23 protein-coding genes are annotated in these 26,015 nt (G+C 70.8%); 15 read left to right on the forward strand and 8 right to left on the reverse strand.

The annotated features are described in order from the left end of the window. Positions 1–16: 16 nt before the first annotated feature. Positions 17–796 carry a phosphatase PAP2 family protein gene (locus ACQGNW_RS00855; protein WP_426661174.1) on the reverse strand — a complete coding sequence of 260 codons (780 nt, stop codon included), beginning with the start codon at positions 794–796 and terminating at the stop codon, positions 17–19. Between the two features lie 126 nt (positions 797–922). Here ACQGNW_RS00855 and ACQGNW_RS00860 point away from each other — a divergent pair, with 126 nt between their 5' ends. The 3 genes from ACQGNW_RS00860 (at position 923) to ACQGNW_RS00870 (ending at position 4,918) form a co-directional block, all read left to right on the forward strand. Then, entirely contained in the window at positions 923–2,572 is a 1,650-nt protein-coding gene (locus ACQGNW_RS00860) for a serine hydrolase (RefSeq protein WP_426661349.1), read from the forward strand. A 63-nt stretch (positions 2,573–2,635) separates the two neighbouring features. Then, positions 2,636–4,282 carry an alpha/beta hydrolase gene (locus ACQGNW_RS00865; protein ID WP_426661175.1) on the forward strand — a complete coding sequence of 549 codons (1,647 nt, stop codon included), beginning with the start codon at positions 2,636–2,638 and terminating at the stop codon, positions 4,280–4,282. Between the two features lie 135 nt (positions 4,283–4,417). Next, positions 4,418–4,918: a DUF3761 domain-containing protein gene (locus ACQGNW_RS00870; RefSeq protein WP_426661176.1), complete on the forward strand. Its 501-nt coding sequence runs from the start codon at positions 4,418–4,420 to the stop codon at positions 4,916–4,918. A gap of 171 nt (positions 4,919–5,089) precedes the next feature. On the opposite strand, the gene ACQGNW_RS00875 is transcribed toward ACQGNW_RS00870, so the two are convergent. The 3 genes from ACQGNW_RS00875 to ACQGNW_RS00885 all read right to left on the reverse strand — a co-directional run bounded on the left by ACQGNW_RS00875 (position 5,090) and on the right by ACQGNW_RS00885 (position 8,864). Then, complete coding sequence (locus ACQGNW_RS00875) at positions 5,090–5,509, reverse strand: VOC family protein (protein ID WP_426661177.1); 420 nt, start codon at positions 5,507–5,509, stop codon at positions 5,090–5,092. 80 nt (positions 5,510–5,589) lie between these two features. After that, on the reverse strand, positions 5,590–6,399 hold the full coding sequence (locus ACQGNW_RS00880) for a helix-turn-helix domain-containing protein (RefSeq protein ID WP_426661178.1): 810 nt from the start codon (positions 6,397–6,399) through the stop codon (positions 5,590–5,592). 20 nt (positions 6,400–6,419) lie between these two features. Further along, positions 6,420–8,864: a DUF3772 domain-containing protein gene (locus ACQGNW_RS00885; protein ID WP_426661179.1), complete on the reverse strand. Its 2,445-nt coding sequence runs from the start codon at positions 8,862–8,864 to the stop codon at positions 6,420–6,422. 196 nt (positions 8,865–9,060) lie between these two features. Here ACQGNW_RS00885 and ACQGNW_RS00890 point away from each other — a divergent pair, with 196 nt between their 5' ends. After that, complete coding sequence (locus ACQGNW_RS00890) at positions 9,061–10,902, forward strand: ABC transporter ATP-binding protein (RefSeq protein WP_426661350.1); 1,842 nt, start codon at positions 9,061–9,063, stop codon at positions 10,900–10,902. A gap of 95 nt (positions 10,903–10,997) precedes the next feature. Here ACQGNW_RS00890 and ACQGNW_RS00895 read toward each other — a convergent pair whose 3' ends face one another. Next, complete coding sequence (locus ACQGNW_RS00895; RefSeq protein WP_426661180.1) at positions 10,998–12,053, reverse strand: hypothetical protein; 1,056 nt, start codon at positions 12,051–12,053, stop codon at positions 10,998–11,000. Between the two features lie 22 nt (positions 12,054–12,075). Between ACQGNW_RS00895 and ACQGNW_RS00900 the strand changes: the two genes are divergently transcribed. Next, positions 12,076–12,963 carry an AraC family transcriptional regulator gene (locus tag ACQGNW_RS00900; RefSeq protein WP_426661351.1) on the forward strand — a complete coding sequence of 296 codons (888 nt, stop codon included), beginning with the start codon at positions 12,076–12,078 and terminating at the stop codon, positions 12,961–12,963. 104 nt (positions 12,964–13,067) lie between these two features. On the opposite strand, the gene ald is transcribed toward ACQGNW_RS00900, so the two are convergent. Then, on the reverse strand, positions 13,068–14,186 hold the full coding sequence (ald, locus tag ACQGNW_RS00905; RefSeq protein WP_426661181.1) for an alanine dehydrogenase: 1,119 nt from the start codon (positions 14,184–14,186) through the stop codon (positions 13,068–13,070). A gap of 164 nt (positions 14,187–14,350) precedes the next feature. Between ald and ACQGNW_RS00910 the strand changes: the two genes are divergently transcribed. Continuing rightward, positions 14,351–14,824: an Lrp/AsnC family transcriptional regulator gene (locus ACQGNW_RS00910; protein ID WP_426661182.1), complete on the forward strand. Its 474-nt coding sequence runs from the start codon at positions 14,351–14,353 to the stop codon at positions 14,822–14,824. A 53-nt stretch (positions 14,825–14,877) separates the two neighbouring features. On the opposite strand, the gene ACQGNW_RS00915 is transcribed toward ACQGNW_RS00910, so the two are convergent. Together ACQGNW_RS00915 and ACQGNW_RS00920 are read right to left on the reverse strand one after the other, a co-directional pair. Beyond that, positions 14,878–15,348 (reverse strand): cupin domain-containing protein, encoded by a 471-nt coding sequence (locus ACQGNW_RS00915; protein WP_426661183.1) that lies wholly within the window; start codon positions 15,346–15,348, stop codon positions 14,878–14,880. 26 nt (positions 15,349–15,374) lie between these two features. Further along, on the reverse strand, positions 15,375–16,172 hold the full coding sequence (locus tag ACQGNW_RS00920; RefSeq protein WP_426661184.1) for an MBL fold metallo-hydrolase: 798 nt from the start codon (positions 16,170–16,172) through the stop codon (positions 15,375–15,377). A gap of 87 nt (positions 16,173–16,259) precedes the next feature. On the opposite strand from ACQGNW_RS00920, the gene pdxR reads away from it, so the two are divergent. From pdxR to purF, 9 genes are all read left to right on the forward strand, one after another. After that, positions 16,260–17,717, forward strand: coding sequence for a MocR-like pyridoxine biosynthesis transcription factor PdxR (gene pdxR / locus ACQGNW_RS00925; RefSeq protein ID WP_426661185.1), 1,458 nt, complete (start codon positions 16,260–16,262; stop codon positions 17,715–17,717). Between the two features lie 71 nt (positions 17,718–17,788). Next, on the forward strand, positions 17,789–18,211 hold the full coding sequence (locus ACQGNW_RS00930) for a MerR family transcriptional regulator (protein WP_426661186.1): 423 nt from the start codon (positions 17,789–17,791) through the stop codon (positions 18,209–18,211). Beyond that, on the forward strand, positions 18,211–20,811 hold the full coding sequence (locus tag ACQGNW_RS00935; RefSeq protein ID WP_426661187.1) for a heavy metal translocating P-type ATPase: 2,601 nt from the start codon (positions 18,211–18,213) through the stop codon (positions 20,809–20,811). Before ACQGNW_RS00930 ends, ACQGNW_RS00935 begins: the two co-directional genes overlap by 1 nt. Positions 20,812–20,911: 100 nt before the next feature. Next, positions 20,912–21,046: a hypothetical protein gene (locus ACQGNW_RS00940; protein WP_426661188.1), complete on the forward strand. Its 135-nt coding sequence runs from the start codon at positions 20,912–20,914 to the stop codon at positions 21,044–21,046. Between the two features lie 10 nt (positions 21,047–21,056). Beyond that, a complete protein-coding gene (locus tag ACQGNW_RS00945) occupies positions 21,057–21,221 on the forward strand; it encodes a hypothetical protein (RefSeq protein ID WP_426661189.1) in 165 nt (54 codons plus the stop codon). Between the two features lie 64 nt (positions 21,222–21,285). Next, complete coding sequence (folC, locus tag ACQGNW_RS00950; RefSeq protein ID WP_426661352.1) at positions 21,286–22,575, forward strand: bifunctional tetrahydrofolate synthase/dihydrofolate synthase; 1,290 nt, start codon at positions 21,286–21,288, stop codon at positions 22,573–22,575. A gap of 129 nt (positions 22,576–22,704) precedes the next feature. Continuing rightward, positions 22,705–23,784, forward strand: coding sequence for an SPOR domain-containing protein (locus ACQGNW_RS00955; protein ID WP_426661190.1), 1,080 nt, complete (start codon positions 22,705–22,707; stop codon positions 23,782–23,784). Between the two features lie 25 nt (positions 23,785–23,809). Beyond that, positions 23,810–24,475, forward strand: coding sequence for a CvpA family protein (locus tag ACQGNW_RS00960; RefSeq protein WP_426661191.1), 666 nt, complete (start codon positions 23,810–23,812; stop codon positions 24,473–24,475). Between the two features lie 13 nt (positions 24,476–24,488). Continuing rightward, positions 24,489–25,964 (forward strand): amidophosphoribosyltransferase, encoded by a 1,476-nt coding sequence (gene purF, locus ACQGNW_RS00965; RefSeq protein WP_426661193.1) that lies wholly within the window; start codon positions 24,489–24,491, stop codon positions 25,962–25,964. Positions 25,965–26,015: the final 51 nt, after the last annotated feature.

A 26,015-nucleotide genomic window follows, 5' to 3' on the forward strand; every position in this document is an offset into this window, starting at 1 on the left:
GCCGCGGACGGGGCGGCTATCGCGGCTGGGCTCCTCGACGCAGCAGCTCGGCCAGCGCGACGCCGATCACCAGCCAGCAGGCACCCAGCGCATAGCCGGCCAGCACGTCGGAGAGGTAATGCGCCTGCAGCACCAGGCGGCTGATGCCCACCACGACCACCAGCGCCACCGCGGCGGCGACGGCGTCGCGGTGGTGGCGGGGCGGCAAGTGGCGCAGCAGCAGGTAGGCCAGCATGCCGAAGAACACCATGCTCATCGAGACGTGGCCGCTGGGGAAGCTGTAGCCGGTGTCCACGACGAAGGCGTGGCCGTCGAAGGGGCGGGTGCGCTTCACGAAATGCTTCGCCGCCTCGCCGCACGCCGCGGTACCGCCCAGCGCCACGCACCACGGCACGAACAGCCGCCAGTTGCGGCGCAGCGCAAGCCACAGCGCCACCACCGCACCGGCGACCGCCAGCAGCGCGGGCCTGCCAAGATGGGTGACGATGGCGAGCGCCTGCATGAAGGCCGGCGGCAGCCGCCCGTGCAGTGCCTGCGCCAGTGCCGCGTCGAAGCGCACCAGGGCGGTCTGCGCCCACACTGCCCACAGCAGCAGCGCGAACAGCGCGCCGAACACCGCCGTGAGGATCGCCGCGCCGCGCGGGCGCAATGCGAGATAGCCGGCTCTGCCGGTGGCGGCCAGCCGGCGGCGCCGCGCCAGGCGCCAGCCGAGGTCGCCGCCGAGCAGGGCGAGGATCAGCAGCGATGCCCACAACACCACGATGTGCCGGCCGATCCACAAGGACAGGAGTTCCATGCAGCGCGCTCCATTCGCATCCGGTCAAGAGGCGAAGCTTGCCGGATGGCGGGCATGACTTCCAGCGCTGGCCCGGTGGCGGGCAATGGCGCGATAGTGGCAGGGTTCACCTGCGTGGAGATCGTGATGTTCCAGCGAAGCCTGTCCTTGCGGCTGGCCGTCTGCGCCGGCCTGCTCGCCTTCGGCACGGCCGCCGGCGCGCAGACCGCACCGGCACCCGCCCGGCCCTCGGCCGCCCTCCCGGTTGCGGCGGCGCTGCCGGCGCAGCTGCAGGATTTCGACGCCTACATGGCCGACACCCTGAAGACCTTCAAGGTGCCGGGCATCGCGGTGGCCATCGTCAAGGACGGCAAGGTGGTGCTGGCCAGGGGCTATGGCGTGCGCGAGCTGGGCCAGCCGGCGAAGGTGGACGCGGACACGCTGTTCGCGATCGCCTCCAACACCAAGGCGTTCACCGCGGCGGCGCTGCAGATGCTGGCCGACGAGGGCAAGCTGGACATGGACGCGCGGGTGATCGACTACCTGCCCGGGTTCCGCATGAGCGATCCCTACGTGACGCACGAGATGCGCGTGCGCGACCTGCTGGCGCACCGCAGCGGCCTCAGCCTCGGTGCGGGCGACCTGCTGTACTGGCCGCCGACCAGCTACACCACCGCGGACGTGGTGAAGCGCCTCGCCAGGGTGCCGATCAAGAACGGCTTCCGTGGCCACTATGCCTACGACAACATCCTGTTCGCAGTGGCGACGCGGGTGATCGAGAAGGTCTCCGGCCAGAGCTACGCCGACTTCGTGCGCGAGCACATCTTCAAGCCGGTGGGCATGGACGAGTCGCTGATCGACTGCACCTACCTGAAGCCCGGCATGGACGTGGCCACCGGCCATGCGCCCTATGACTTCAAGGACGTGAAGCCGGTGCCGCCGATGGCGTGGCTGAACGACCCCGGCGCGGGCGGCATCTACGCCAGCGTGAACGACCTCGCCAGGTGGATGAACGTGCAGCTCGCCGGCGGCAGGCTGCCCGACGGCAAGCAGCTGTTCTCGGAAAAGAGCCACCGCGAGATGTGGTCGATGCTGACGCCGATCCCGATCGGCAAGCCGCCGATTCCGGAACTGGCGCCACTGGTGCCGCAGTTCTCCGGCTACGGCGAAGGCTGGTTCCTGTCCGACTACCGCGGCCAGAAACTGGTCTGGCACACCGGCGGCTGGCCCGGTTTCGTCTCGCGCCTCACCCTGGTTCCGGGGCAGCACCTGGGCGTGGTGGTGCTGACCAACCAGCAGTCGGGCGCGGCCTTCAACGCGGTCACCTATCGCGTGCTCGATGCGTACTTGAACGCCGCACACAAGACCGACTGGGTGGCGGTGTACGACAAGGCGGTGAAGACGGCCGAGGCCAAGGCCGACGACAGCTGGGCGAAGCATGAGGCCGTGCGCGACAAGAATGCCAAGCCGTCGCTGCCGCTGTCCGGCTACGCCGGCACCTACCGCGATCCCTGGTACGGCGACATCGTGGTCAGCAACGAAGGTGGCAGGCTGCGCCTGCGTTTCAGCCACACGCGGCAGCTGGTGGGCACCATGACGCCGTGGCAGCACGACACCTTCATCGTGCGCTGGGACGACCGCTCGCTCAATGCCGACGCCTTCGTCAACTTCGCGCTGGACGACGACGGCCACGTGCGCGAGATGCGCATGAAACCGATCTCGCCGCTGACCGACTTCAGCTTCGACTTCCAGGACCTGCGGCCGGTGCCGGTGAAGGCCACCGACGGGCAGGATTGAGCCTTGAAGCCCCTCTCCGGCAAGCGGAAGAGGGGGACAGACAGCCAACCCAAGGGGATCACCATGCGTCCAAGTCGTCCCGTCGCCGCCGCGCTGCTCGCTTGCGGCCTGTTGTTCTCCGGCATCGCGCTCGCGCGCGACGCCGCACCGGTCGCGCCTGCGCACCGTTTCTTCCATGTGCAACTGGGCGATGCCGAGACGCAGCCGGTGTCCGGCCGCCTGCTGCTGTTCGCGATCGACGCCAGGAGCGCCGAGGCCGCGGCAAGGCGGCACGCCGGCGACGGCAAGGTGGAGGAGGTGGACACCAGCCCGTTCTTTCCCACCAAGACCGCGGTGGCCGCGCGCGAAGTGAGCCGGCTGGCGCCGGGGCAGACGATCGACATCGACGCCGACGGCACCGCGTTCCCGCAGGGCTGGTCGCAGCTGCCGCCAGGCGACTACTACGTGCAGGCCGTGCTGGACGTGCACCACGACTACAACTACTCCGGCCGCGACGCCGGCGACCTGGTGAGCCCGGTGGTGAGGGTGCACCTGCCCACCGCGAGCATTCCCGACATCGACCTCGATCGCACCTTGCCCGCGACCGATCCGTGGCAGCTGGGGCGCTGGGCGACGCCGTCCATGCGGGCGGCGCTGCCCGCGGCGCGCGCGCACGAACACGACATCGATTTCGCCAGCCCCGCGCTCACCGCGTTCTGGGGCCGGCCGATGCACATGCACGGCCGCGTGCTGCTGCCGCCGGACTACGACGCGAACGCCAAGGCCACCTATCCCACCGTGTACTTCACGCAGGGCTTCGGCGGCAGCAACGATCGCGTGATCGGTACGCTGGTCAGCGTCTACGCGGCGATGGCCAAGGGCGAGATGCCGCCGATGATCTGGGTGTTCCTCGACGAATCCAGCCCCACCGGCACCACCGAGTTCGCCGACTCGGTGAACAACGGCCCCTGGGGCACGGCGCTCACCACCGAGCTGATCCCGCAGCTGGAAAAGACCTACCGCATGGACGCGCGGCCCGACGGCCGCTTCCTGCAGGGCCATTCCTCCGGCGGCTGGGCCACGCTGTGGCTGCAGACGCGCTACCCGAAGGTGTTCGGCGGCACGTGGTCCACCTCGCCCGATCCCAGCGACTTCCACGATTTCACCGGCGTCGACCTGTATGCGCCGCACGCCAACGTTTACCGCAAGGGCGACGGCACGGCGTATCCGCTGGTGCGCGACAAGGGCAAGGTGCTGGCCACCTTCCAGCAGTTCGCCCGGCTGGAGCGCGTACTCGGCCCCTACGGCGGCCAGATGGCCTCGTTCGAGTGGGTGTTCTCGCCCAAGGGCAAGGACGGCCGCCCCGAGCCGATGTTCGACCGCGACACCGGCGATGTCGATCCTGCCGTGGTGGCGTACTGGCGCGACCACTACGACATCGCGCATCGCCTCGCGCAGCACTGGCCCGAGCTGAAGCCCGACCTCGACGGCAAGATCCACCTCTACGTGGGCACGGCCGACACGTTCTACCTGGACGGCGCCGCGCACAGGCTGAAGGCGGTGCTCGATGGCCTGCACGCGAAGTCCGACATCCGCTTCATCCGGGACCGCACCCATTTCGACCTGTACGTGATCGGCAAGGACCGGCAGGGCCTGCTGAAGCAGATCAGCTGGCAGATGTACGCCGTGGCGCGGCCGCATTCGGGGCTGAGGCCGCCGGTGCAGCCCTGACGCGGCAGCGCCGGCCGCCTTGATCGGCTTCGCATCGCATCGACACCGCTTTGCGCGATAGTCGGGCGCCCCGGCGCGGATCGTTCCGCGCCGGATTGCCACCCCGACCATCACCGCGCAGGAAGGAGTCTGATGATGAAAGCGTCCATCGTGTTTGCCCTGGCGTTCGGCTGCCTGCTGGCCATTCCGGCCGTGCAGGCGCAGCAGTCCGCCGCGCCCGCGGGTTCCACCGGCCAGTGCAAGGACGGCAGCTACACCAGCAACGCCACCAGGCGCGGCGCCTGCCGCGGCCACAAAGGCGTGAAGGAGTGGTATGCCGCCGACAGCGCTCCGGCCAAGGCAGCGAAGAAGTCGTCGAAGAAGGCGCCTGCCGCGGAGGCGGCAGCGCCGGCCGCCTCCGCACCCGCCGCGGCCCCGGCAGCTGCGCCGAAGAAGTCGATGACCTGGGCCAGGCCGGCCGCCACGGCGGCGCCGGGCGGCGGCCCCGGCATGGTCTGGGTCAACTCCGGCAGCAAGGTCTATCACTGCCCCGGCGACAAGTGGTACGGCAAGACCAGGCACGGCGAATACATGAGCGAGGCCGACGCCAAGGCCAAAGGCAACCACCCCGAGCACGGCAAGGCCTGCAAGCCGTAAGCAGGAGCGCCGCGCCGCCGTGCCGGTGGCGGGAACGCGAAGGCCGGCGCGAGCCGGCCTTCCTTCGTTCCGCGATGCCGATGCGTTGGCGATCCTCGGGCGGGCCGATGCGACAGGCAGGCGGGTACTGGCCGCCGGTCGGAGATCTGCCCGGACGGTGGCTGTCCGGGATCACCGCCAGGGATCGTAGCTGCCGAAGGACCACAGATGGCCTTCCGGATCGAGACAGCTGTAACCGGCGCCGCCGTAGTCCTTCTCCTCGTAGTCGTCCACGATGACGGCGCCGGCGGCCCTGGCGCGGTCATGGTGCGCCTTGCAGTCGTCCACGACCACATAGGTGCACTGGGTGTGCCGGCCGCCGATCGCATCGGGTTGCACCATGTGGCGGCCGAAGGCGTCGTCGCGCACGCTGCCCAGCATCAGCATGCCGTGGCCGTGCACGAGCTGGGCGTGCGCCACGCCGCCGGTGTCGTCGTCGTGCACCGCGTGCTTCGCGAACCCGAAGGCGCGACACAGCCAGTCGATCATGGCGTGGGCGTCGCGGTAGCGCAGACAGGGGATCAGGGTGCTGCCGTGGGTGGCGTGCGGCATGGCGGCGTGCTCCGTGGTGGTTGATGGCCGCATCGTATGTTCCGCCGGACCGGGCGGTCTTGTAGATTTTTCCGGCCGCGTCAGTCCAGCGGCAGGTGGTTCGGGTACGGTCCGCGCCGTGCCGCGAACTCGCCCGGCGTGACGCCTGCGAAGGCGCGGAACTCGTGGTTCAGGTGCGCCTGGTCACTGTAGCCACCGTCCGCGGCAACCTCGCTCCAGCGCAGTTCGGCCAGCGGATGCGCCTGCGCCACCACGGCGCGGAAACGCAGCAGGCGCGCGAACTGTTTCGGCGTCATGCCCACCTGCCGGCGGAAGCGCGTGCCGAAGCGGTGTGCCGACCAGCCACTGTCGCGCTGCAGTGCCCCGATGCGCGCGAGTTGCGGCGCTTGGGCCAGCGCGGCAACGGCATGGGCGATCACCGGATCGGTGGCGGGTTCGGCGCGCAGGCCACGCAGCCAGCCGTCGAGCAGGGCCAGCCGCTGCAGCGGCGCAGGTGTTTCCAGCAGGCGCTGGCGCAGACGGCGGGCGGAGGCGCCGAACAGTGCGTCGAGATCCACGTCGCGCCTGCCCAGTTCGCCGACGTCGACGCCGGTCAATGCGTATGCGCCGCCGGGGCGGAAAGTCAGACCCATCACGCGGACCTGTTCGGCCGTGTCGATGATCCAGCTGCGCAGGTAGGGGCCGCCGATGATGCTGCCGGATGCGCGCTCGCAGCCGCTGCCGTCGCGCCAGACGCGGGTCTCGTCCTCGTGCAGGTTGATGATCAGCGTGGTGCCGGGCACCGGCAGGATGCGCTCGTAGCCAAGCGCGGCCGGCGGCATGTCCCAGTCCCAGATCGTCTCGATCAGGGCGCCAAGCGGCGGTGCGGGGACGATGCTGTGCCAGCCCATTGGTCTGCACCGCGCCGCCGTCACGAGGCCTGGAACGGCACGGCGGGACTATCCTCGCCGAGCGGCCCCAGCGTGCGCACCACCATGCTCTGCGGCGTGGACAGCGGCAGCTGTGCCTCGCGCAGGCGGGCCAGGATGTCGAACAGGATGTCACTCTTCACCGCACCCACGTCGCGCGGACTGCGCACGTAGGAGGTGATGCTGAAGGTCATCGAGCTGGCGTTGACGTTGTCCAGCCGCACCACCGGCGGCGGCGTGCCCAGCGTGGACGGGTGCGCCTTCAGCGCGTCCAGCATCAGCTGCCGCGCGCGCGCGGCGTCGGTATCCAGCGGCATCGGCAGCAGGATGCGCACGCGGCCCTGCGCACTGGCGTGGGTCACGTTGCGCACGTTCTGCGTGATCAGCTGCGAGTTCGGCACGATCACGGTGGAGCGGTCCCACAGCTGGATCTCGGTGGCGCGCACGTTGATGCGGCGGATGTCGCCCTCGACCTCGCTGGACAGGCTCACCCAGTCGCCCACCTTCACCGGCCGCTCCACCAGCAGGATCAGGCCGGAGATGAAGTTCTGCACCACCGCCTGCAGGCCGAAGCCGATGCCCACCGACAGCGCACTGGCGATCCACGCGATGCTCTGCAGGCTCACGTTGAGCGCGGCCAGCGCCAGTGCGAACACCAGCACGCCGCCCAGGTAGCCGAGCAGGGTGACGAGGGAATCGCGCATGCCCGGGTCCATCGCGGTCTTGGGCAGCAGCTGCTCGCCCAGCCAGCGCTTGAGCATGCGCAGGGCCACCAGGCCCAGCACGAACACCGCGATCGCGCCGAGCACGGTGCCGGGGTCGATGGTCAGTTGCCCAAGCGTGTGTCCGCTGAACAGCTGCAGCGCACGCTGCGCCAGTTCGGTCGGACCGGCATTGAACGGCACCAGCACTAGCGCCAGCGCAGCCAGCGCCAGCAGCACCCGGGTGATGCCGGTGAGCACGGTGGCGGCCTGCTCCAGCGTGCCGGGGGCAAGATCGAAGCCGGCCTGCAGGTGGGCGCCGCTGCGGCCCTGCGGCGACAGCAGCGTCTCGAACAGGTCGCGCACCAGCTGCAGCAGCAGGTACAGGCCGGCGGCGACCAGGCCGGTCCACAGCATCTGTACCGCCACGAAAAACGCCAGCGCCACGAAGCCCAGGCACACCGCCAGCCAGCACAGCGCCACGCCCGTCGCGGCGGTGAAACTCAGCAGGCCCACCCACAGCGGCCGGCGTGCCTGGATGTCGCCCGTCGCGTCGGCTTCGCGGCGCGCGCGGCGCAGGTGCACCAGCAGCATGCCGATCAACGCACTGACCAGCAATGCCAGCAGCGCGTGCAGCAGCACGGTGGCCGGCAGGCTGGAGCCGATGCTGCGGATGACCCGCTCGGTGAGGCCGACCAGCAGCGCGACGCCGCCCAGCAACCAGGGGAACTGCCGCAGCCGCCGCGCCGCGATGTCCGACAGCGGCAGCAGCCGCCACGAGGCACGCCGCGCCGACAGCAGCGCGCTGCCCAGCCCCGCCATCAGCGCGGCGAAGCAGAACGCACGCACCGCCGACGCGGCCATCGCGTCCAGGTCCGCATCCAGCGTATCGTTCCAGTCGATGCCCAGGCGCACCAGTTGCGCGGCCAGCCCGATCACCAGCGTGGTGGACAGCGCCATCGCCAATGCCGTCGCACTGCGCCGCAGGCGGCCGTCGGGCAGCCTGCGCGTGGCGACGAACCGCCACAGGCGCTGCAGCACCGGGCGGCCGCCGGCGAGCAGCAGCGCGGCGGCGGCCAGGCACAGCAGCAGCGGCTGCCGGTTCGGCGGCTGCCAGGCATCGCCCCACGCCTCGGCCCAGCGCGCGGCTAGACGCCGGAAGCGGGCCAGGTCGTTCGGCAGCGCGTGCGCCTGGTCGACCCAGAACGCGTGGCCGAGCGGCGTGTCGGTGCGCGCCGCGAGGCGCGCCTGGAACTGGTCGTTGCGCAGGCCGGTGATCTGCGCCACCAGCTGCAGCGCGTCGAGGTTCAGCGATTTCGCCTGCACGATCTGTGCGTTGAGGCTCGCCTGCGCCTTGTCCAACTGGCGGCGCTGCGCGGCGACTTCCGGCGCTTCCGGTGGCGCGCCCTTGGCCGGCGGCGGTCCCAGCACGGTGATCTGCGCCTGCAGGGCCGTCATCTGCGGCGCCAGGCTGTCGGCCAGCTGGCGCGCCTGGTCCTGCACCTGCATCGCGCTGGTGCGCAGGTCGGCCAGCGGAGCGCCGGTCTTGTCCTTCTGCGCGTTCTTCAGCGCGGCCTTCACCGCATCGAGCTGGTCGCCCAGCTGCTGCAGGGTCTGCGCCGGCGTGGCAGCAGGGGTGGTGGGGTCCGCGTCGGCGCGTGCCCAGGCGGGGGCGGTGCCGAAGATCAGCAGGAGCGCCAGCAGGATGGCCGGCAGCGCCGGCGGGCGACGGGGCAGAGTAGGCATGGCCGGCATGATCGGAGCCGTGCCGCGGGCGGTCAATCGACGGGCCCGGCCGGGCATGGCTGGCGTTCAGCCGTGAAGCGCGCAGGCATGGGTGCCGATGGCGCGCGTGCCTGATGCTCCATGTCGTCCGTCACCTTGTGAACGCGCGGGTCCGCCACCAAGCTTGGTCTTTGGCTGGCGCGGCAGGTAGCCCATGATTTTCCGCTGGTTCGAGTCCCTGATCGACGCGTTCAAGGAACCGGTCGACAGCATGCCGCCGCCGTCGGTGTGGCGCTTCTACGCGTTCTACCTGCGCCAGGTGTGGCCGGTGTTCGCGGCGGCCATCGTGGTCGGCTTCCTGGTGGCGATCATCGAGGTGTCGCTGTTCGGCTTCGTCGGCCGCATCGTCGACCTTGCGAAAGGCGTGCCCGCGGCGGACTTCTTCCAAAGGCACGGGCGCGAGCTGCTGGGCATGGCGCTGGTGGCGCTGGTGGCGCGGCCGGTGTTCAACAGTCTGCACGACCTGCTGGTGAACCAGGCCATCGTGCCCAGCCTCACCACCCGCATCCGCTGGCAGAACCACCGCTACGTGATCCGCCAGAGCCTGGGTTTCTTCCAGAACGACTACGCCGGGCGCATTGCCAACCGCATCATGCAGACCGGCAGTGCGCTGCGCGAGTCGGCGGTGCAGATCGTCGACGCGATCTGGTACGTCACCATCTACACCGGCAGCGCCATCGCGCTGTTCGCCCATGCGGACTTCTGGCTGGCCGCACCGCTGGTGGTCTGGGTGTTCGCCTACGTCGGACTGTTGTGGTTCTTCATACCGCGCATCAAGCAGCGCTCGTGGAAGGCCTCCGAGGCGCGCTCGAAGCTGATGGGGCGGATCGTGGACGGCTACAGCAACGTGCTCACGCTGAAGCTGTTCGCGCACACCCGGCGCGAGGAGGCTTACGTGGCCGAGGCGATGGCCGAGCAGACCGGCAAGCTGCGCCGCATGACCCGCGTCACCACCACGCTGGACGCCAGCATCACCACGCTCAACGGCTTCCTGATCGCCGGCACCACGGCGCTGGCGCTGTGGCTGTGGAGCCGCGGTCACGTGACGGTGGGCGCGATCGCGCTGTCGACCGGGCTGGTGATCCGCATCAACAACATGTCGGGCTGGATCATGTGGGTGGTCAACGGCATCTTCGAGAACGTGGGCACGGTGCAGGACGGCATCACCACCATCGCGCAGCCGCGCGCTGTGCAGGACCGCGCGGGCGCGATGCCGCTGGAGGTGACCAACGGCGCCGTGCACTTCCACGACATCCATTTCCACTACGGCAAGAAGGGTGGCGTCATTTCCGGGCTGGAGCTGGCCGTGCGGCCGGGCGAGAAGATCGGCCTGGTGGGGCCGAGCGGCGCGGGCAAGTCCACCCTGGTGAACGTGCTGCTGCGCCTGTACGACCTCGAAGGCGGCCGCATCACCATCGACGGCCAGGACGTGGCGCAGGTGACCCAGGAGAGCCTGCGCTCGCAGATCGGCGTGGTGACGCAGGACACCTCGCTGCTGCACCGCTCGATCCGCGACAACATCCTCTACGGACGCCCCGACGCCAGCGATGCGCAGATCGCGGAGGCGGTGCGCAAGGCGCGTGCCGACGAGTTCGTCCCGACGCTGGTGGATGGCGAGGGACGCACCGGCTACGACGCGCTGGTCGGCGAGCGCGGTGTGAAGCTCAGCGGCGGCCAGCGCCAGCGCATCGCGATCGCCCGTGTGCTGCTGAAGGACGCGCCCATCCTGGTACTGGACGAGGCCACCAGCGCACTCGACTCCGAGGCCGAGGCGGCGATCCAGGAGAGCCTGGACCTCTTGATGCAGGGCAAGACGGTGATCGCGATCGCGCATCGGCTGTCCACCATCGCGCGCATGGACCGGCTGGTGGTGCTGGACAAGGGGCGCATTGTGGAAACCGGCACGCATGCCGAGCTGGTGGCACGCGAAGGCCTGTACGCGCGGCTGTGGAAGCGGCAGACCGGCGGTTTCGTGGCGGTGGAAGACGAGCCGGCCTGAGCGGGCGTGTGCACCCCGTCTGCCGCGACCGGGCGCCAACATCGCGCCTGGCAGGCGGCCTCATGGCCCCGGGGGCGCGGAGGAACGCGCCCGGCTCAGGCGATCAGCTCGCGGTGCGGATTGCGGCCGAACGGCGCCGGGTGGTCCAGGCGCAGGGCGGCTGCGACGTAGGCCCAGAGGCCTTCCGGCGACGAGGCGTGTTCGGGCGGCGAGCCGCCCGCTCCCTGTCGTCCGGCGGTGCCGGTCCTGACGTACTTGCCGATCACCGTCGCGGTGCCGCCCGGCGCGTGGTCCGAGCCAGGCAGCGTGCGGCTGAATTCGCCGGTCAGCAGTGTCACCACGTTGCGCCGCGGCAGGGCCATCACGCGGTCGAGGAACGTGATCAGCGATGGCGTGATGGGGGCCATGATGTCGCGCGCCAGCGTCCCGGTGTCGTCGTGGTGCGTGTCGAACTGCCGGTCAGGACGTCCCGTGTAGGCCGGTTGCGCGAAGATCACGCCGGCACCGGCATGGATCATCGATTCGATGCCGGCGAAGGTCGCCCGCTGGCTGTCGATGGCGGCGCTTCCGGCCGGCACGCCGTAGGCGCTGCGGATGGCGTCGAGTTGCCCGGTCGGCAAATGCCCGTGCGCGTCGTCGAGGCTGAGGCTGCGCTCCAGCGCGACACCGCCTTCCGCCGGCGGCGTCGCCGCGACGCCGACCGGCAGGCCAAGGCTGTTCACCACCACGCAGCGGGCCGCGGCGGCAGGCATGGCGGCGGCCATGCGCAGCAGCCGGCTGCGCGATGCGCTTTCCAGCACCGCCGCACGGGCATCCGCGTGCGGGTAGAGGCCATGCCGGAAGTCGATCGAGGCCATGTGCGCCAGGGCCGTGCCAGGCAGGGCGCCCAGCGAGTGCGCGTCGACGCAGAGGCCGTTGCCGAGGTGGCGAACGTTGTCGGCCGTCACGCCGAATGCGCCGCTGGACAGAAACGAATCCGCGCTGTTGAACAGGCCTGCCGGGCCGCCGTTGAGCCATAGCACGACGAGGGTCGGCCGTTCGGACTCGTCGCGAGTCTCGGCCAGGAGGGGGGGCCTGCCCAGCGCGAGCGCTCCGGCAATGGCGGCGCCCGCCTTGAGCAGCGTGCGCCGCGAGATGGGGTGATCGTTCATCGGGTGGCCTCCGGTCTTGCCCGTGCCGTGGGGTGTCGCGGATGCGACGGCGGAATCCGGGCGCCGCGTTGCCGGGAAGCTGCCGTTCGCCCAGAATCAGCCTAGTGGTGTCTGCATATCGACAGGAGGCCATGCTGTGTCGCATTCCAGACAACGCACCGGCTCGGCCCGGGCGTGGCCGGCGACGGCGCTGGCCAAGGATTATCCGAAGGGATGCCTCATCCCGCGGCATCGGCATCAGCGTGGCCAGCTCATCTACGCCGCATCGGGCGTGATGCAGGTGACGACCCGCGAGGGCATCTGGATCGTGCCGCCGCAGCGTTCGCTGTGGGTGCCGGCCGCCGTGCCGCACGAAATCCGCATGGAAGGCCGTGTCGCCATCCGCACGCTGTATCTGGACGGGGCCGCGGGGGCGCCGCTCGGCGACCATTGCAGGATCCTGGTGGTCACCGAGCTGCTCCGCGAACTCATCCTGGCGATGGTCGCCGCACATGGGGCCAGGGACGCGCAACGCATGCGCATGATGCTGCCGCTGCTGCTGCATGAACTGCGCGGCGCCGACGAGGCGGCCATCCATATCCCCACACCGTCCGATCCGCGGCTGAGGAAGGTATGCGGCCGCCTGCTGGCGGATCCGTCGCGCGCCGACACGCTCGACCAGCTGGCGCAACAGGTCGGCGCGAGCAGCCGCACCCTGGCGCGGCTCTTCGAGAGCGAGTTGAAGATGAGCTTCGTGCGCTGGCGGCAGCACGTGCGGCTGGCCCGTGCAGTGGGCCGGCTGAACGCCGGCGCCTCGATCAAGAGCGTAGCGCGCGATGCCGGCTACGCCAGTTGCAGCGCCTTCTGCGCGATGTTCCACCGCGTCATGGGCACCACGCCCACCGGCTACGGCAGGGGGACACCCGCCTGAACCGCCGGTCCCGGGAGACCGATGCACCAGGGCCGGGCACGGCTACGCCCGGCCCTGGTGGCGATCACTCCGCGGCCATGGCGGAGTGATCGCGTCGCGGATGCTTACAGGCCGATGGCCGCTTCCGCCTGCACATACGGCAGCCCGTGCGCCTGGGCCACCGGTTCGCAGGTCACCTTGCCCTCGCACACGTTGAGGCCGTTGCGCAGGTGCAGGTCCTGCGCCAGCGCCTGTTTCCAGCCGTTGTCCGCGAGCGACAGCGCGAACGGCAGGGTCACGTTGTTGAGTGCGAAAGTGGAGGTGCGCGCCACCGCGCCAGGCATGTTGGCCACGCAGTAGTGCACCACGTCGTCGACCACGTAAGTCGGGTCGGCGTGGGTGGTGGCGTGCGAGGTCTCCACGCAGCCGCCCTGGTCGATCGCCACGTCGACGATCACCGAGCCAGGCTTCATCGTCTTCAGCATGTCGCGGGTGACCAGCTTCGGCGCGGCGGCGCCGGGGATCAGCACCGTGCCGATCAAGAGGTCGGCACGGCGCACCAGCTCCTCGATCGCGGCGCGGGTGGAGAACACGGTGGAGATCGAGGTGCCGAACTGCGCCGAGAGGCGCTTCAGCGCATCCGCGGAACGATCCACCACGGTGACCTTGGCGCCCATGCCCACGGCGATCGTCGCCGCGTGCGTGCCGGACACGCCGCCGCCGAGGATCACCACTTCCGCCGCCGGCACGCCCGGCACGCCGCCCAGCAGCACGCCACGGCCGCCCTGGGCTTTCTCCAGTGCATGCGCGCCCACCTGCGGGGCGAGCCGGCCGGCGACCTCGGACATCGGGGTCAGCAGCGGCAGCGAACCGTTCGGCGCGGTGACGGTCTCGTAGGCGATGCAGATGGCGCCGGAGGCGATCAGGTCGCGGGTCTGCTCGGCGTCGGGCGCCAGGTGCAGGTAGGTGAACAGGATCTGGCCCTTGCGGAGCTTCTTGCGCTCCACCGCGAGCGGCTCCTTCACCTTCACGATCATGTCGGCTTCGGCAAAGATCGGATCGGGGCCGTTCGCGATGGTGGCGCCGGCCGCGACGTAGTCGGCGTCGCCGATGCCCGCGCCGAGGCCGGCGCCGGTCTCCACCACGACCTGGTGGCCGTGGTGCACCAGTTCCTGCACGGACGACGGGACGAGGCCCACGCGGTACTCGTGGTTCTTGATTTCCTTCGGCACACCGATACGCATGGCTACGGTTCTCTCGCTGGGATGTGGAGTGGCGGGCCGGCCGCGACGCGTGCCGGTGGTGCGGCAGTATGATCGCAGTGTTGCGCAATTTCTCGCCAATTCTGGCTCGGTTTCAGCTGTGTTGTAGAATTTCCCACGATGAACTGCGTCAGAGACTGAATTTCATGCCTCGCCCCGATCCGGCCCTCGACGAGCGCGATCGCGCCATCCTTCAGCTGCTGCAGCAGGACGGGCGCCTCAGCAACCTGGAACTGGCCCAGCAGATCAACCTCTCGCCCTCGGCCTGCCTGCGCAGGGTGAAGCTGCTGGAGGAGCGCGGGCTGATCTCGCGCTACGTGATGCTGCTCGACGAAAAGGCGGTGGGGCTGCCGGGCACCGCCTTCGTGCTGGTGACGCTCGACCAGCAGGGGCGCGCCGCGCTCGACGCGTTCGAGGCGGCGATCCAGCGCCATCCTGAAGTCACCGAGTGCTGCCTGCTCGCCGGCAGCGCCGACTACATGGTGCGCGTGGCCTATGCCGATGCCGCGGACTTCGAGCGCATCCATACCGACATCCTCACCCAGCTGCCCGGCGTGGTGCGCGTGCAATCCACACTGGCGCTGCGCACGGTGAAGAAGACCACGGCGTTGCCGGTGTAGGCAGGCCGCCACCGGGCGGCGGGCGGAAGCGCGCCGCGTCCCGCCACGCGCGATCAGCCGAGCAGATCCAGCATCGGCAGCCCGTGTTCGCGGCAGTGGCGTTCGTAGTCCGCGCGCTGGGTGCCGGCCGAGGCGCGGAACGTCACCACGCCGCCGGGGCCGAGGAACTCGACCGTGCCCATCACGACCACCAGCGCCAGCATCGGCTCGTCGCCCACCACTTTCCACCAGTCGACGTTGCCCGGCGGCTCGTAGACATAGTCGCCGGGGCCGATCAGTTCGCCGGTGCACAGCTTGCGCGTGCCGGTGAGGTTGTAGGCGTGGATCTCGCCGGTGTGGCGGTGCAGCGGCATCACCACGCCGGGTTCCATGCGCAGCAGTTCCACGAAGCCGCGGTCGTCGGGGAGGAAGCGCAGCGGGCTGGCGGATTTGCCCGGCGTGGTGGAGGGCACCCAGGGCCGGTCGGCGGCGGTGCTGAAGCGTGCGGGCAGGTAATCGTGCAGGGACGGGGGCAGACGGTGCATGGCCGATGTTCCGGTAATGGAGGGAGTCAGGCGACCGCGGCCGCCAGGTGGTATTCGAACGAGGCGTCCACCGCCGCGCGGCCGCCGCCGATGATGTTGCGGCCCCAGGTGTAGCCGTACACGTCCTCGAATGCGCAGCCGGCCAGGCGCGCCTGCATGGCGCGTATCTCCGAGGTGGGCATCGGCAGGAAGTTAGGGTAGCTGCGCATGAAGGACACGCGGCGCCGGTTGCGCGCCACCTGCGGCGCGTCGCCCGCCAGCAGCGCGCCGCCGGGGCGCAGGCCGTCCTTCCAGTGCAGCACGGTGCTGCCGGGGAAGTGGCCGCCGCTGCGGATCAGGGTCACCGCGTCGGACAGGCGGTGGCTGTCGCCGCGCCAGAACCGGATGGCGGGCGACGGGCGGCGCACCCACTCGCGGTCCGCCTCGTGCAGCAGGATCGGCACCCCGCCTAGTGCTTCGCTCCATTCCACCATCGAGGCGTAGAAGTGCGGATGCGAGATCGCGATCAGGTCGACCCCGCCGCGCGATTTCAGTGCGGCGACGGCGTCGTCGGTGACCAGGCTGAGGCACTCCCACAGGATGTTGACGGCGCCGGTGGGCACGTGCAGCGCGCGCTGGTTGATCGCGAAGGCGGGCGACAGGCCGATGCCGAGCAGGCCGTCGTCGTCTTCCAGCCGCAGCGTGTGCGTGGTCTTCAGCGCGTCGTGGGTGGTCCAGGTCTGGCCCAGGGCGCCGACGTACTGGCGCTCGTCCTCGCACATGGGACAGTGCGCGGGCGTGTCCGGGTACTGGGTGCCGCAGGTCTCGCAGATCGACATTGTCATGTTCGGGCTCCGTGGCGCGGGACATCGTTCCGGCGGTCACTCTAGGAGTAATCTGGACCCTTGATTGAACCATTTCTGTGGAATGTCATGGAGCCAGTTTTTCCGTTCCCGGTGACCGTGCCGCGCGACCGCGGCGAGCGGGCCCGTGCGCTGCACGGGCAACTGCGTGCGGCGATCCTCGACGGACGCCTGCCGATCGATGCGCCGCTGCCCGCGACGCGCAGGGTGGCCGAGGCGCTGGGCGTGGCGCGCAACACGGTGGTCGCCGCCTACGACCTGCTGGTCGCCGAGGGCTACCTGGTGCCGCATCCCGGAGCGCGGCCGCGGGTGGCCCGGTTCGCGCGGCGGCCGCTCACGCCCGGGCCGCGGCAGGCCATGACGGCTGGCGCGGCCGCGCGCTTCGCGCCGGCCTGGCGCACGCCGTTCCTGCGCCCCTCGCCGCCGCGCGCGCTGCCGCCGCAGAACTTCCGGCTCGGCATTCCCGACCACCGCCATTTCCCGCACGACATCTGGCGGCGGCTGATGGCTCGCGAGTTGCGCCGGATCGCGCGCGAGCCGTTCGCCTACCCGCCGTCGCATGGCATCGCGGCGCTGCGCGAAGCGATCGCGCAGCACGTGGCGTTCGCCCGCGCGGTGGGCTGCGTGGCGGACGACGTGATCGTCACCTCCGGCGCGCAGCAGGCCTTCGACCTGATCGCGCGCCTGCTGGTCACGCCGGGGCAGACCCGGGTAGCGGTGGAGGAACCCGGCTACCCGCCGGTGCGAGCGGCTTTCGCCGCCGCCGGCGCGCAACTGGTGCCGGTGCCGGTGGACGACGAAGGCCTGCGCGTGGACCGGCTGCCGGACGACGTGCGCATCGTCGGCGTCACGCCTTCGCACCAGTCGCCCACCGGCGTGGCGATGTCACTGCGCCGGCGCGCCGAACTGCTCGACTTCGCCCGCCGCCGCGGCGCGGTGGTGGTGGAAGACGACTACGACGGCGAGTTCCGCTTCGGCGGTCGCCCGCTGGACGCGCTGCAGACGCTGGACCGCGAGGGCCGGGTGTTCTACGTGGGCACTTTCTCCAAGAGCCTGTTCCCGGCGTTGCGCAAGGGTTTCGTGGTGGCGCCGGCGTGGGCGCGCGACGGCCTGGCGATGGTCAAGCACTGCTGCGATTCGCACTGCGACATCGTCACCCAGTCAGCGCTGGCCGCCTTCATCCGCGACGGCCACCTCGCACGCCACGTGCGCCACATGCGGCCAATCTACGCCGGGCGGCGCCAGGTCCTGCTGGAAGGGCTGCACCGCGAACTCGGCGAATGGCTGGAGCCGATCCCGTCCGAGGCCGGCCTGCACCTGGCCGCGCGCCTGCGCGATCCCGCGGCGGCGGCGCGGTTGATGCCGGAGGTGTTGCGCCACGCGCCCGGCGCGGAGGCCATCGCGGACTACGCCATGACGCGCCGCGTGGAACCGGCGGTGACCTTCGGCTACGGGGTGATCGACGCCGCGGAGATCACGGCGGCGCTGCTGCGGATGCGGCGCGCCCTGCACAGGGTGTCGGCCTGATCCCGCCGGCGGTGGCCGGACGTGGCGTGGCGCTTGACTCTTGACCTTGATCAAGGGTCTAGACTCTGCCCATGAACACGCATGCCGCTTCCCTCACCATCGGTGCCGTCGCCAAGCGCGTCGGCGTGGCCATCGACACCATCCGCTACTACGAGCGCGAAGGCCTGTTGCCCGAGCCGCTGCGGCGCGCCTCCGGCTACCGCAGCTACGACGAGGGCACCATCGCGCAGTTGCGCTTCATCCGTCGCGCCAAGGATCTCGGTTTCACGCTGGAGGAAATCCGCGAGCTGCTGGCGCTGTCGGCGGATCGCCAGCGCGGGGTGAAGGCGGTGAAGCAGCGTGCGCAGCAGCGGCTGGCGGCGATCGAGCAGCGCATCGCCGAGCTGCAGCGCGTTCGCGATGGGCTGGCGCAGCTGGTGGCCTCGTGCCCCGGCCACGGCAAACCGGAGGAGTGCCCGATCCTGCGCGCGCTGAGCGACGAGGAGGTGCGCTGATGAGTGGCCAGGGCAGCTGCTGCGCGCCGGCGTCAGTCGGCATGGATGCCGCGGTGCGCGATCCGGTGTGCGGGATGAAGGTGGACCCGTCCAGCGCGCAGCACCGCAGCATGCACGAAGGCCGCGACGTGTATTTCTGCTGCGCCGGCTGCAAGGCGAAGTTCGACGCCGAGCCGGCGCGCTACCAGGCTGGCGGGCAGGGGGGGGCAGGCGGCTGCTGCGGATTGAAGGCTGCATCGTCGGCACAGCCGGTGCAGACGGCGATGCAGGGCGATCACGGCCACGGGCATCATGACCACGCACAGCAGGCCCGCATGGCGAAGGACCCGGTCTGTGGCATGACGGTGGATCCGCAAGCCACCGCGCACCACGCCGAGCATGCCGGCCATGCCTATCACTTCTGCTCGGCGCGCTGCCGCGGGAAGTTCGTGGCCGATCCTGAGGCGTACCTGGGCAAACGCCAGCCCCTACCGCCGGCGCCCGCCGGCACGATCTACACCTGCCCGATGCACCCCGAGGTGCAGCAGGTGGGTCCCGGCGAGTGCCCGAAATGCGGCATGGCGCTGGAGCCGATGATGCCCGCGCTGGACGAGGACGACGGCGGCGAGCTGCGCGCGATGACGCGCCGCTTCTGGACGCTTTGCGCGCTGAGCCTGCCGGTGCTCCTGCTGGCGATGGGGCCGCACCTGGTCGGCTGGCACCTGCCGGCGCCGTGGGGTGGCATCGCCGGCTGGGCCGAGGCGGTGTTGTCCAGCGTGGTCGTGCTGTGGGGCGGTGCGCCGTTCTTTGCGCGCGGCTGGCGTTCGCTCAAGCCGTGGTCGCCGAACATGTACACCCTGATCGCCCTGGGTACCGGCGTGGCCTGGGCGTACAGCGCGGTGGCCTTCCTGCTGCCCGGCGTCTTCCCGGCGGGCTTCCGCGACATGGATGGCCGCGTCGGCGTGTATTTCGAGTCGGCGGCGGTGATCGTGACCCTGGTGACGCTGGGCGATTTCCTCGAATTGCGCGCGCGCCGGCGCACCGGCTCGGCGCTGAAGGCAATGCTGGGGCTGGCGCCGAAAACCGCGCGGCGCATTGCCGGCGGCAGCGAGACCGACGTGCCGCTGGACGAGGTGCAGGTCGGCGATATGCTGCGCGTGCGTCCCGGCGAGAAGGTGCCGGTGGACGGCGTGGTGCTGGAGGGGACGAGCCACGTCGACGAATCCATGCTGACCGGCGAACCTATGCCGGTGGCCAAGGGCAAGGGCGAGCGGCTGGCCGGCGGCACCCTGAACCGCGACGGCGCGCTGGTGATGCGCGCGGAGAAGGTGGGTGGTGAAACCCTGCTGGCGCAGATCGTGGCCCTGGTGGCGCAGGCGCAGCGCAGCAAGGCACCGTTGCAGCGCGTGGCCGACCGGGTGGCGGCGTGGTTCGTGCCGGCGGTGGCCGCGGTGGCCGCGCTGGCCTTCGCGGCCTGGGCGCTGCTCGGGCCATCGCCGCAGCTGGCGCACGCGCTGATCGCCGCGGTGTCGGTGCTGATCATCGCCTGCCCCTGTGCGCTGGGCCTGGCCACGCCGATCTCGATCATGGTGGCCAGCGGGCGTGGCGCGCAGCATGGCGTGCTGTTCAAGGACGCCGCCGCGATCGAGGCGCTGCAGGACATCGACACCCTGGTGGTGGACAAGACCGGCACGCTCACCGAAGGCCGGCCCGCGCTCACCGAGCTGGTGGCGCTGGGCGGTCAGCCGCGCGAACGCCTGCTGGCGCTGGCTGCCGCGCTGGAGCGCCCCAGCGAGCATCCGCTGGCGCGCGCCATCGTCGACGCCGCCGATGCCGAAGACGTGGCTGCGCTCGCGGCGACGGGATTCCGTGCGCTTGCCGGCCGCGGCGTGGTGGCCACGGTGGAAGGCGCCACGGTGGCGCTGGGCAACGCGAAGCTGCTGCAGGAGCTGGGCATCGTGACCGACGATGCAACGAACGCGCGCGCCGATGCCTTGCGCGGGCAGGGCGCCACGGTGATGCACCTCGCCGTCGACGGCGCGGTCGCCGCCCTGCTGGCGGTGGCCGACCGCGTCAAGCCGGAGGTCCCGCGGATCGTGGCGGCGCTCAGGTCGGCGGGCCTGCGCGTGGTGATGCTCACCGGCGACAACGCCACCACCGCGCGGGCCGTGGCCGGCAGGCTGGGCATCGACGAGGTGCACGCGGAAGTCTCGCCCGCCGACAAGGCGGCGGCGGTGAACGCGCTGCGCGGCGAAGGACGCAAGGTGGCGATGGCCGGCGACGGCGTCAACGACGCGCCCGCGCTGGCCGCCGCCGACGTGGGCATCGCGATGGGCAACGGCAGCGACGTGGCGATGGAGAGTGCGCAGGTCACCTTGGTGAAGGGGGATCTGGGCGCGATACTGCGCGCCCGCACGCTGTCGCAGGCCACCGTGCGCAACATCCGCCAGAACCTGTTCTTCGCGTTCGTCTACAACGGCATCGGCGTGCCGCTGGCGGCGGGCGTGCTGTATCCCGCGTTCGGCATCGTGCTCTCGCCGATGATCGCGGCGCTGGCGATGAGCCTGAGCTCGGTGTCGGTGGTGAGCAACGCCTTGAGGCTGCGCCGCGTTCCCCTGTGACGACTGTCACCGGCGATGCTTGACGGACGCCGCTGCCGCGCGCCGCGCCATCGGAGGAGCATCTCCCCCGCACCCGATCACGGGTCGTAGGAGATGTTCCATGAACACGATTGCCCTGGTTCGCATCGCCATGGACCGCCTGGCCCCGCTGCTGCTGGTGCTGTTTTCCAGCGCCTCCATCGCATTCGGCCTGGCCTGGTCGCTGCACGCGGTCATCCATCCGCTGGCGTTTTGAGGAGATGGCCATGAACACCGTCAACGACCCGCGCGGCACGCTGGAGAAGCACCTGCCGCTGCTGCTGGGCATCCTGGTCGTGCTGCTCTCGGCACGCGCGCTGAAGAAGGCGTTCTGGACCCTGTTCGGCATGTACATGGCGCTGCACTACAGCCACATCCATCCCTTCGGCTGAGGGCGCCACTCCGTGCGGAGCGGTCGGGGAAGCTCTAAGCTGCGCGCCTCCCGTAGTACGCGAAATCCCGAGCATGTCCCGCACCCTCGCCGAATGGCTGGCCTACCAGGAACACGTCCACCCGCGCAGCATCGAGCTGGGCCTGGAGCGCGTGCGCGGCGTGTGGCAGCGGATGGGCGCGCCGGCACCGGCGCGGCGGGTCGTCACCGTGGGCGGCACCAACGGCAAGGGTTCCACCGTGGCGCTGCTGGAGGCGATGGCGCAGGGAGCGGGCCTGCGCGTGGGCGCGTTCACCTCGCCGCACTTGCTTGCCTACAACGAGCGCGTGCGCATCGACGGCCGCGACGCGGATGACGCGGCGCTGGTGGCCAGCTTCGAGCGCATCGAGGTCGCGCGCGGCGACACGCCGCTGACCTATTTCGAATACGGCACGCTGGCGGCGCTGGACCTGTTCGCACGGGCGGATCTCGACCTGGCGGTGCTGGAGGTAGGCCTGGGCGGACGGCTGGACGCGGTGAACATCGTCGACGCCGACGTGGCCGTGATCACCACCGTGGACCTTGACCACATGGAATGGCTGGGCCCGGACCGCGACAGCATCGGTCGCGAGAAGGCCGGCATCGCCCGTGCCGGGCGTCCGGCAATCGTCGGCGAACCCGATCCGCCGCAAGGCCTGCTCGATGCGCTGGCTGCCGCCGGCGCGCGGGTCGAGCGGGCCGGCGTGGACTTCTTTGTCGAGCGGCACGCCGGCGGCTGGCGCTGGTGCCACCGCGACGGCACCGCGATGGAGCTGCCGGCACCCGCGCTGGCTGCGCCGGTGCAGTACGCCAACGCCGCCGCGGCGATCGCCGCGCTGCACGCGCTTTGGATCGAAGGCGGTCTGCTGGCGCCACAGGACAGCTACGCCGCGGTCTGTAGCGGCCTGCGCCATGCGCACGTGGCCGCGCGCCTGCAATCGCTGGGCGGCGATCCGCCGCTGGTCGTGGACGTGGGCCACAACCCGCAGGCCGCGCGCGCCCTGGCCGCGTGGCTGGACGCTCAAGTGCCGGCGCGCACCCACGCGGTGTACGGCGCGCTGGCGGACAAGGACGTGGCCGGCGTGGTCGCCGCGCTGGGCGCGCGCATCGCGCACTGGCACCTCGCGGGCCTGGACGGCGCCAGCCCGCGCGGCCTCGCGGCGGAGGCGCTGGCGGGGGTGCTGCGGCAGACCCTGCCGCTGGCGAAGGCCGACCGGCACGCCGACGTGACCGCTGCGCTGGCGGCGGCGCGCGCGGCGGCGCAGCCGGGCGAACGCATCCTCGCGTTCGGCTCGTTCTTCGTGGCGGCGGCGGTCATGGCTGAACGCGGCAGCTAAGCGTGCGATCCATTTCTCCGCAGGCTGCGTGGAGATTTTGAACGGGCGCCCGAGCCGCGGGCGGTGCGTGGAGCGGGGCAGGTATAATCACCGGACCGCGGGCCGTGCCGGCCGCCTCGGAGCGAACTCTTGAAAACACGTCTGCTGGGGGCCTTCGTCCTGATAGCCCTGCTCGTCATCTTCGTGCCGATGTTCTTCTCCAGCAATCCGCCGCCGGCCACGGCGGGCGACCAGTCGGTGAGCCTGGCGATTCCGCCTGCGCAGGACAGCAACCTGCAGACCCGTACCATGAGCCTGAGCCCTGGGGCACCGGCGAACGCCGGTACCACCGCCGTACCGACGCCGGCCGCCGCCGGTACTGCCGCCGCAACGGTGGCGCCGGGGCAGGGAAACCAGCTTGCCACCGTGGACATCGCCTCGCGCCGCCCCACCGATGTCGGCACCGACGCCGCCGCACCCAAGGCGCAGCCGACCGGGCCGGTGATGGGCTCCGGCGCCTCGCCCTCGCAGCCGGTGATCCCGCTGCAGGGCAGCGCCGCCGCCACGCCGCCGGCGACCAGGACGCCCGCGAAGGTATCCCCGGTTCCGGCCGCCGCGCCGCCTGCGGCGCCGGTGGCCACGCCGCGCGCGGCGGGCGCCTCGGCGGACCATGCGCTGTACGTGCTCAACCTCAGCGCCTACGCCAACGCGGGCAGCGTGGATCGACTGGTGCGCCGCGTGCGCGGCCTCGGCTATCCGGTGCTCACCCGCGTCATCACCCAGGCCGGCAAGCAGCTCACGCTGGTGACCGCCGGTCCGTTCGATTCGCGCACCACCGCCGAGGCGGCGCGGCTGAAGATCACCCAGTCGATCCCCGGCGTGCCGGCGAAGCTGGTGGAGGGGCTGGGCCACGCCGACTCCAATATCGCCACGGCTCCCGCCAAGGCAACCGCCACGGCTGCTGCGCCGCCTGCCGCGGCTGCCGCTCCGCGCGCTGGCGGCTACGCGGTGCAGCTGGCCGCGCTCGGCAACGAGGCCGAAGCGAATGCCTTGCGCGACAAGCTGCGTGCGGGCGGTTTCGACGGCTTCGTGGACACGGTGAGCGTGGGCGGCAAGAAGCTGTGGCGGGTGCGGGCCGGACCGCAGACGCGGCGCGTCGACGCCGAGCGCGTGCGCGACCAGATCAAGGCGAAGTTCGGCATCGGCGGCAACGTGGTCGGCGTCCCCTGAGCGCCGCATCGGTACAGGCCCGGGCATGAACTGGATCGACTACACGATACTCGGTGTGCTGGGCCTGTCGGTGCTGGTCGGGCTGTGGCGTGGCCTGGTGTCCGAGGTGCTGGCGCTGGTGATCTGGATCGCCGCGTTCTGGGTGGCCTGGCTGCTCGGGCCGGCGGTATCCGAGCGGCTGCACATGATCACCCTGCCCACGCTGCGCGTGGTCGCCGGCTACGCGCTGTGTTTCGTGCTGGTGCTGGTGCTGGGCGCGCTGCTGCGTTTCCTCGTGCAGCGGCTGCTGGTGAGCACCGGCCTGTCGGGCACGGACCGCCTGCTAGGCATGGTGTTCGGGCTGGCGCGCGGTGTGCTGCTGGTGTGCGTGCTGGTGTTCCTGTGCCAGTTCACCGAGTTCACCCGCGCGCAGCCGTGGCGACAGTCCATGCTGCTGCCGCCGTTCCAGAACGCCACGATCTGGCTGGGCCAGCAGGTGCCGCCGGGCGTGCGCGAGCATTTCCGCCCCGCGGCGGTGTCGGACTCCTTGCGCAAGCACCTGGATCCGTCGGCGCTGTCGGGCGCGCTGAAGGGCAAGCTCGATCCCGCGGCCCTGCCCGAGGCATTGCGCAGGCAGCTGCCGGCCACCATCTCCACGCCTGGCGCGGCACCCGCGCCGGCCGCCACCGTCTCTCCCTCGAATCACCCGTAGCAGGCTATCCATCATGTGCGGAATCATCGGCATCGTCGGTACCACCGAAGTGGCATCGGCGCTTTACGACGGCCTGACGGTGCTGCAGCACCGCGGCCAGGACGCGGCCGGCATCGCCACGGTGGAAGGTGCGCGGCTGCGCCTGCACAAGGGCAACGGCCTGGTGCGCGACGTCTTCAACCAGACCTCGATGAGCCGCCTGCGCGGCCGCATCGGCATCGGCCACTGCCGCTACCCGACGGCGGGTTCGGAGGGCGCCGACGAGGCGCAGCCGTTCTACGTCAACTCGCCCTACGGCATCGCCTTCGCGCACAACGGCAACCTGGTGAACACCGAGGCGCTGCGCAAGGAGATGTTCGAGGACGACCGCCGCCACATCAACACCGATTCGGATTCCGAGGTGCTGCTGAACGTGCTGGCGCACGAGCTGCAGATCCAGGAGCGCATGGCGCTGACGCCCGACCACATCTTCAAGGCCGTGGCCGGCGTGCATGCGCGGGCGCGCGGCGGCTATGCCTGCCTCGCGCTGGTGCTGGGCTACGGCCTGCTGGCGTTCCGCGATCCGCACGGCATCCGGCCGCTGGTGCTGGGCGAGCGCGTCACCCCGGAAGGGCGCGAGTACGCGGTAGCGTCCGAGTCGGTGGCGTTCGACGTGCTCGGCTTCAAGCGCCTGCGCGACCTGGCTCCCGGCGAGGCGGTGTTCATCACCGACGACGGCCAGCTGCACACGCGCCACTGTGCGGATGGCGCGGTGCATGCGCCGTGCATCTTCGAATACGTGTACCTGGCGCGGCCCGACTCGATGATCGAGAACGTGTCGGTGTACAAGGCGCGCCTGCGCATGGGCCAGAAGCTGGCCGAGAAGATCCTGCGCGAGCGACCGGACCACGGCATCGACGCGGTGATCCCGATTCCCGACACCGCGCGCACCGCCGCCAGCGCGTTGGCCGAGGCGCTGGGCGTGCCGTTCCGCGAGGGTTTCGTCAAGAACCGCTACGTGGGCCGCACCTTCATCATGCCGGGGCAGGGAGACCGCGTGAAATCGGTGCGCCGCAAGCTCAATGCGATCGATCTGGAGTTCCGCAGGAAGAACGTGCTGCTGGTGGACGACTCCATCGTGCGCGGCACCACCTCGCGGCAGATCATCCAGATGGCGCGCGACGCCGGCGCAAAGAACGTGTACTTCGCCTCCGCCGCGCCGCCGGTGCGCTACCCCAACGTGTACGGCATCGACATGCCCTCGGCCACCGAGCTGGTGGCCGCCGGCAAGACCGAGGCCGAGGTGCAGCAGATGCTGGGTGCCGACTGGCTGATCTACCAGGAGCTCAAGGACCTGGTGTGGGCGGTGCAGGACGGCAACGAGGCGCTGAAGCATTTCGACGCCTCCTGCTTCAACGGCGAATACATCACCGGCCTCGATCGCCACTACCTCGAACAGATCGAGATGCTGCGCTCGGACGACGCCAAGGCCGCGCGCCGCAGCGCGTGATGCCGCAGGGCTTTTCCCCCTCTCCCCTCCGGGGAGAGGGGTCAATCTTGC

This window comes from Rhodanobacter aciditrophus (assembly GCF_050026795.1).
In the GTDB taxonomy this organism is placed as follows: domain Bacteria; phylum Pseudomonadota; class Gammaproteobacteria; order Xanthomonadales; family Rhodanobacteraceae; genus Rhodanobacter_A.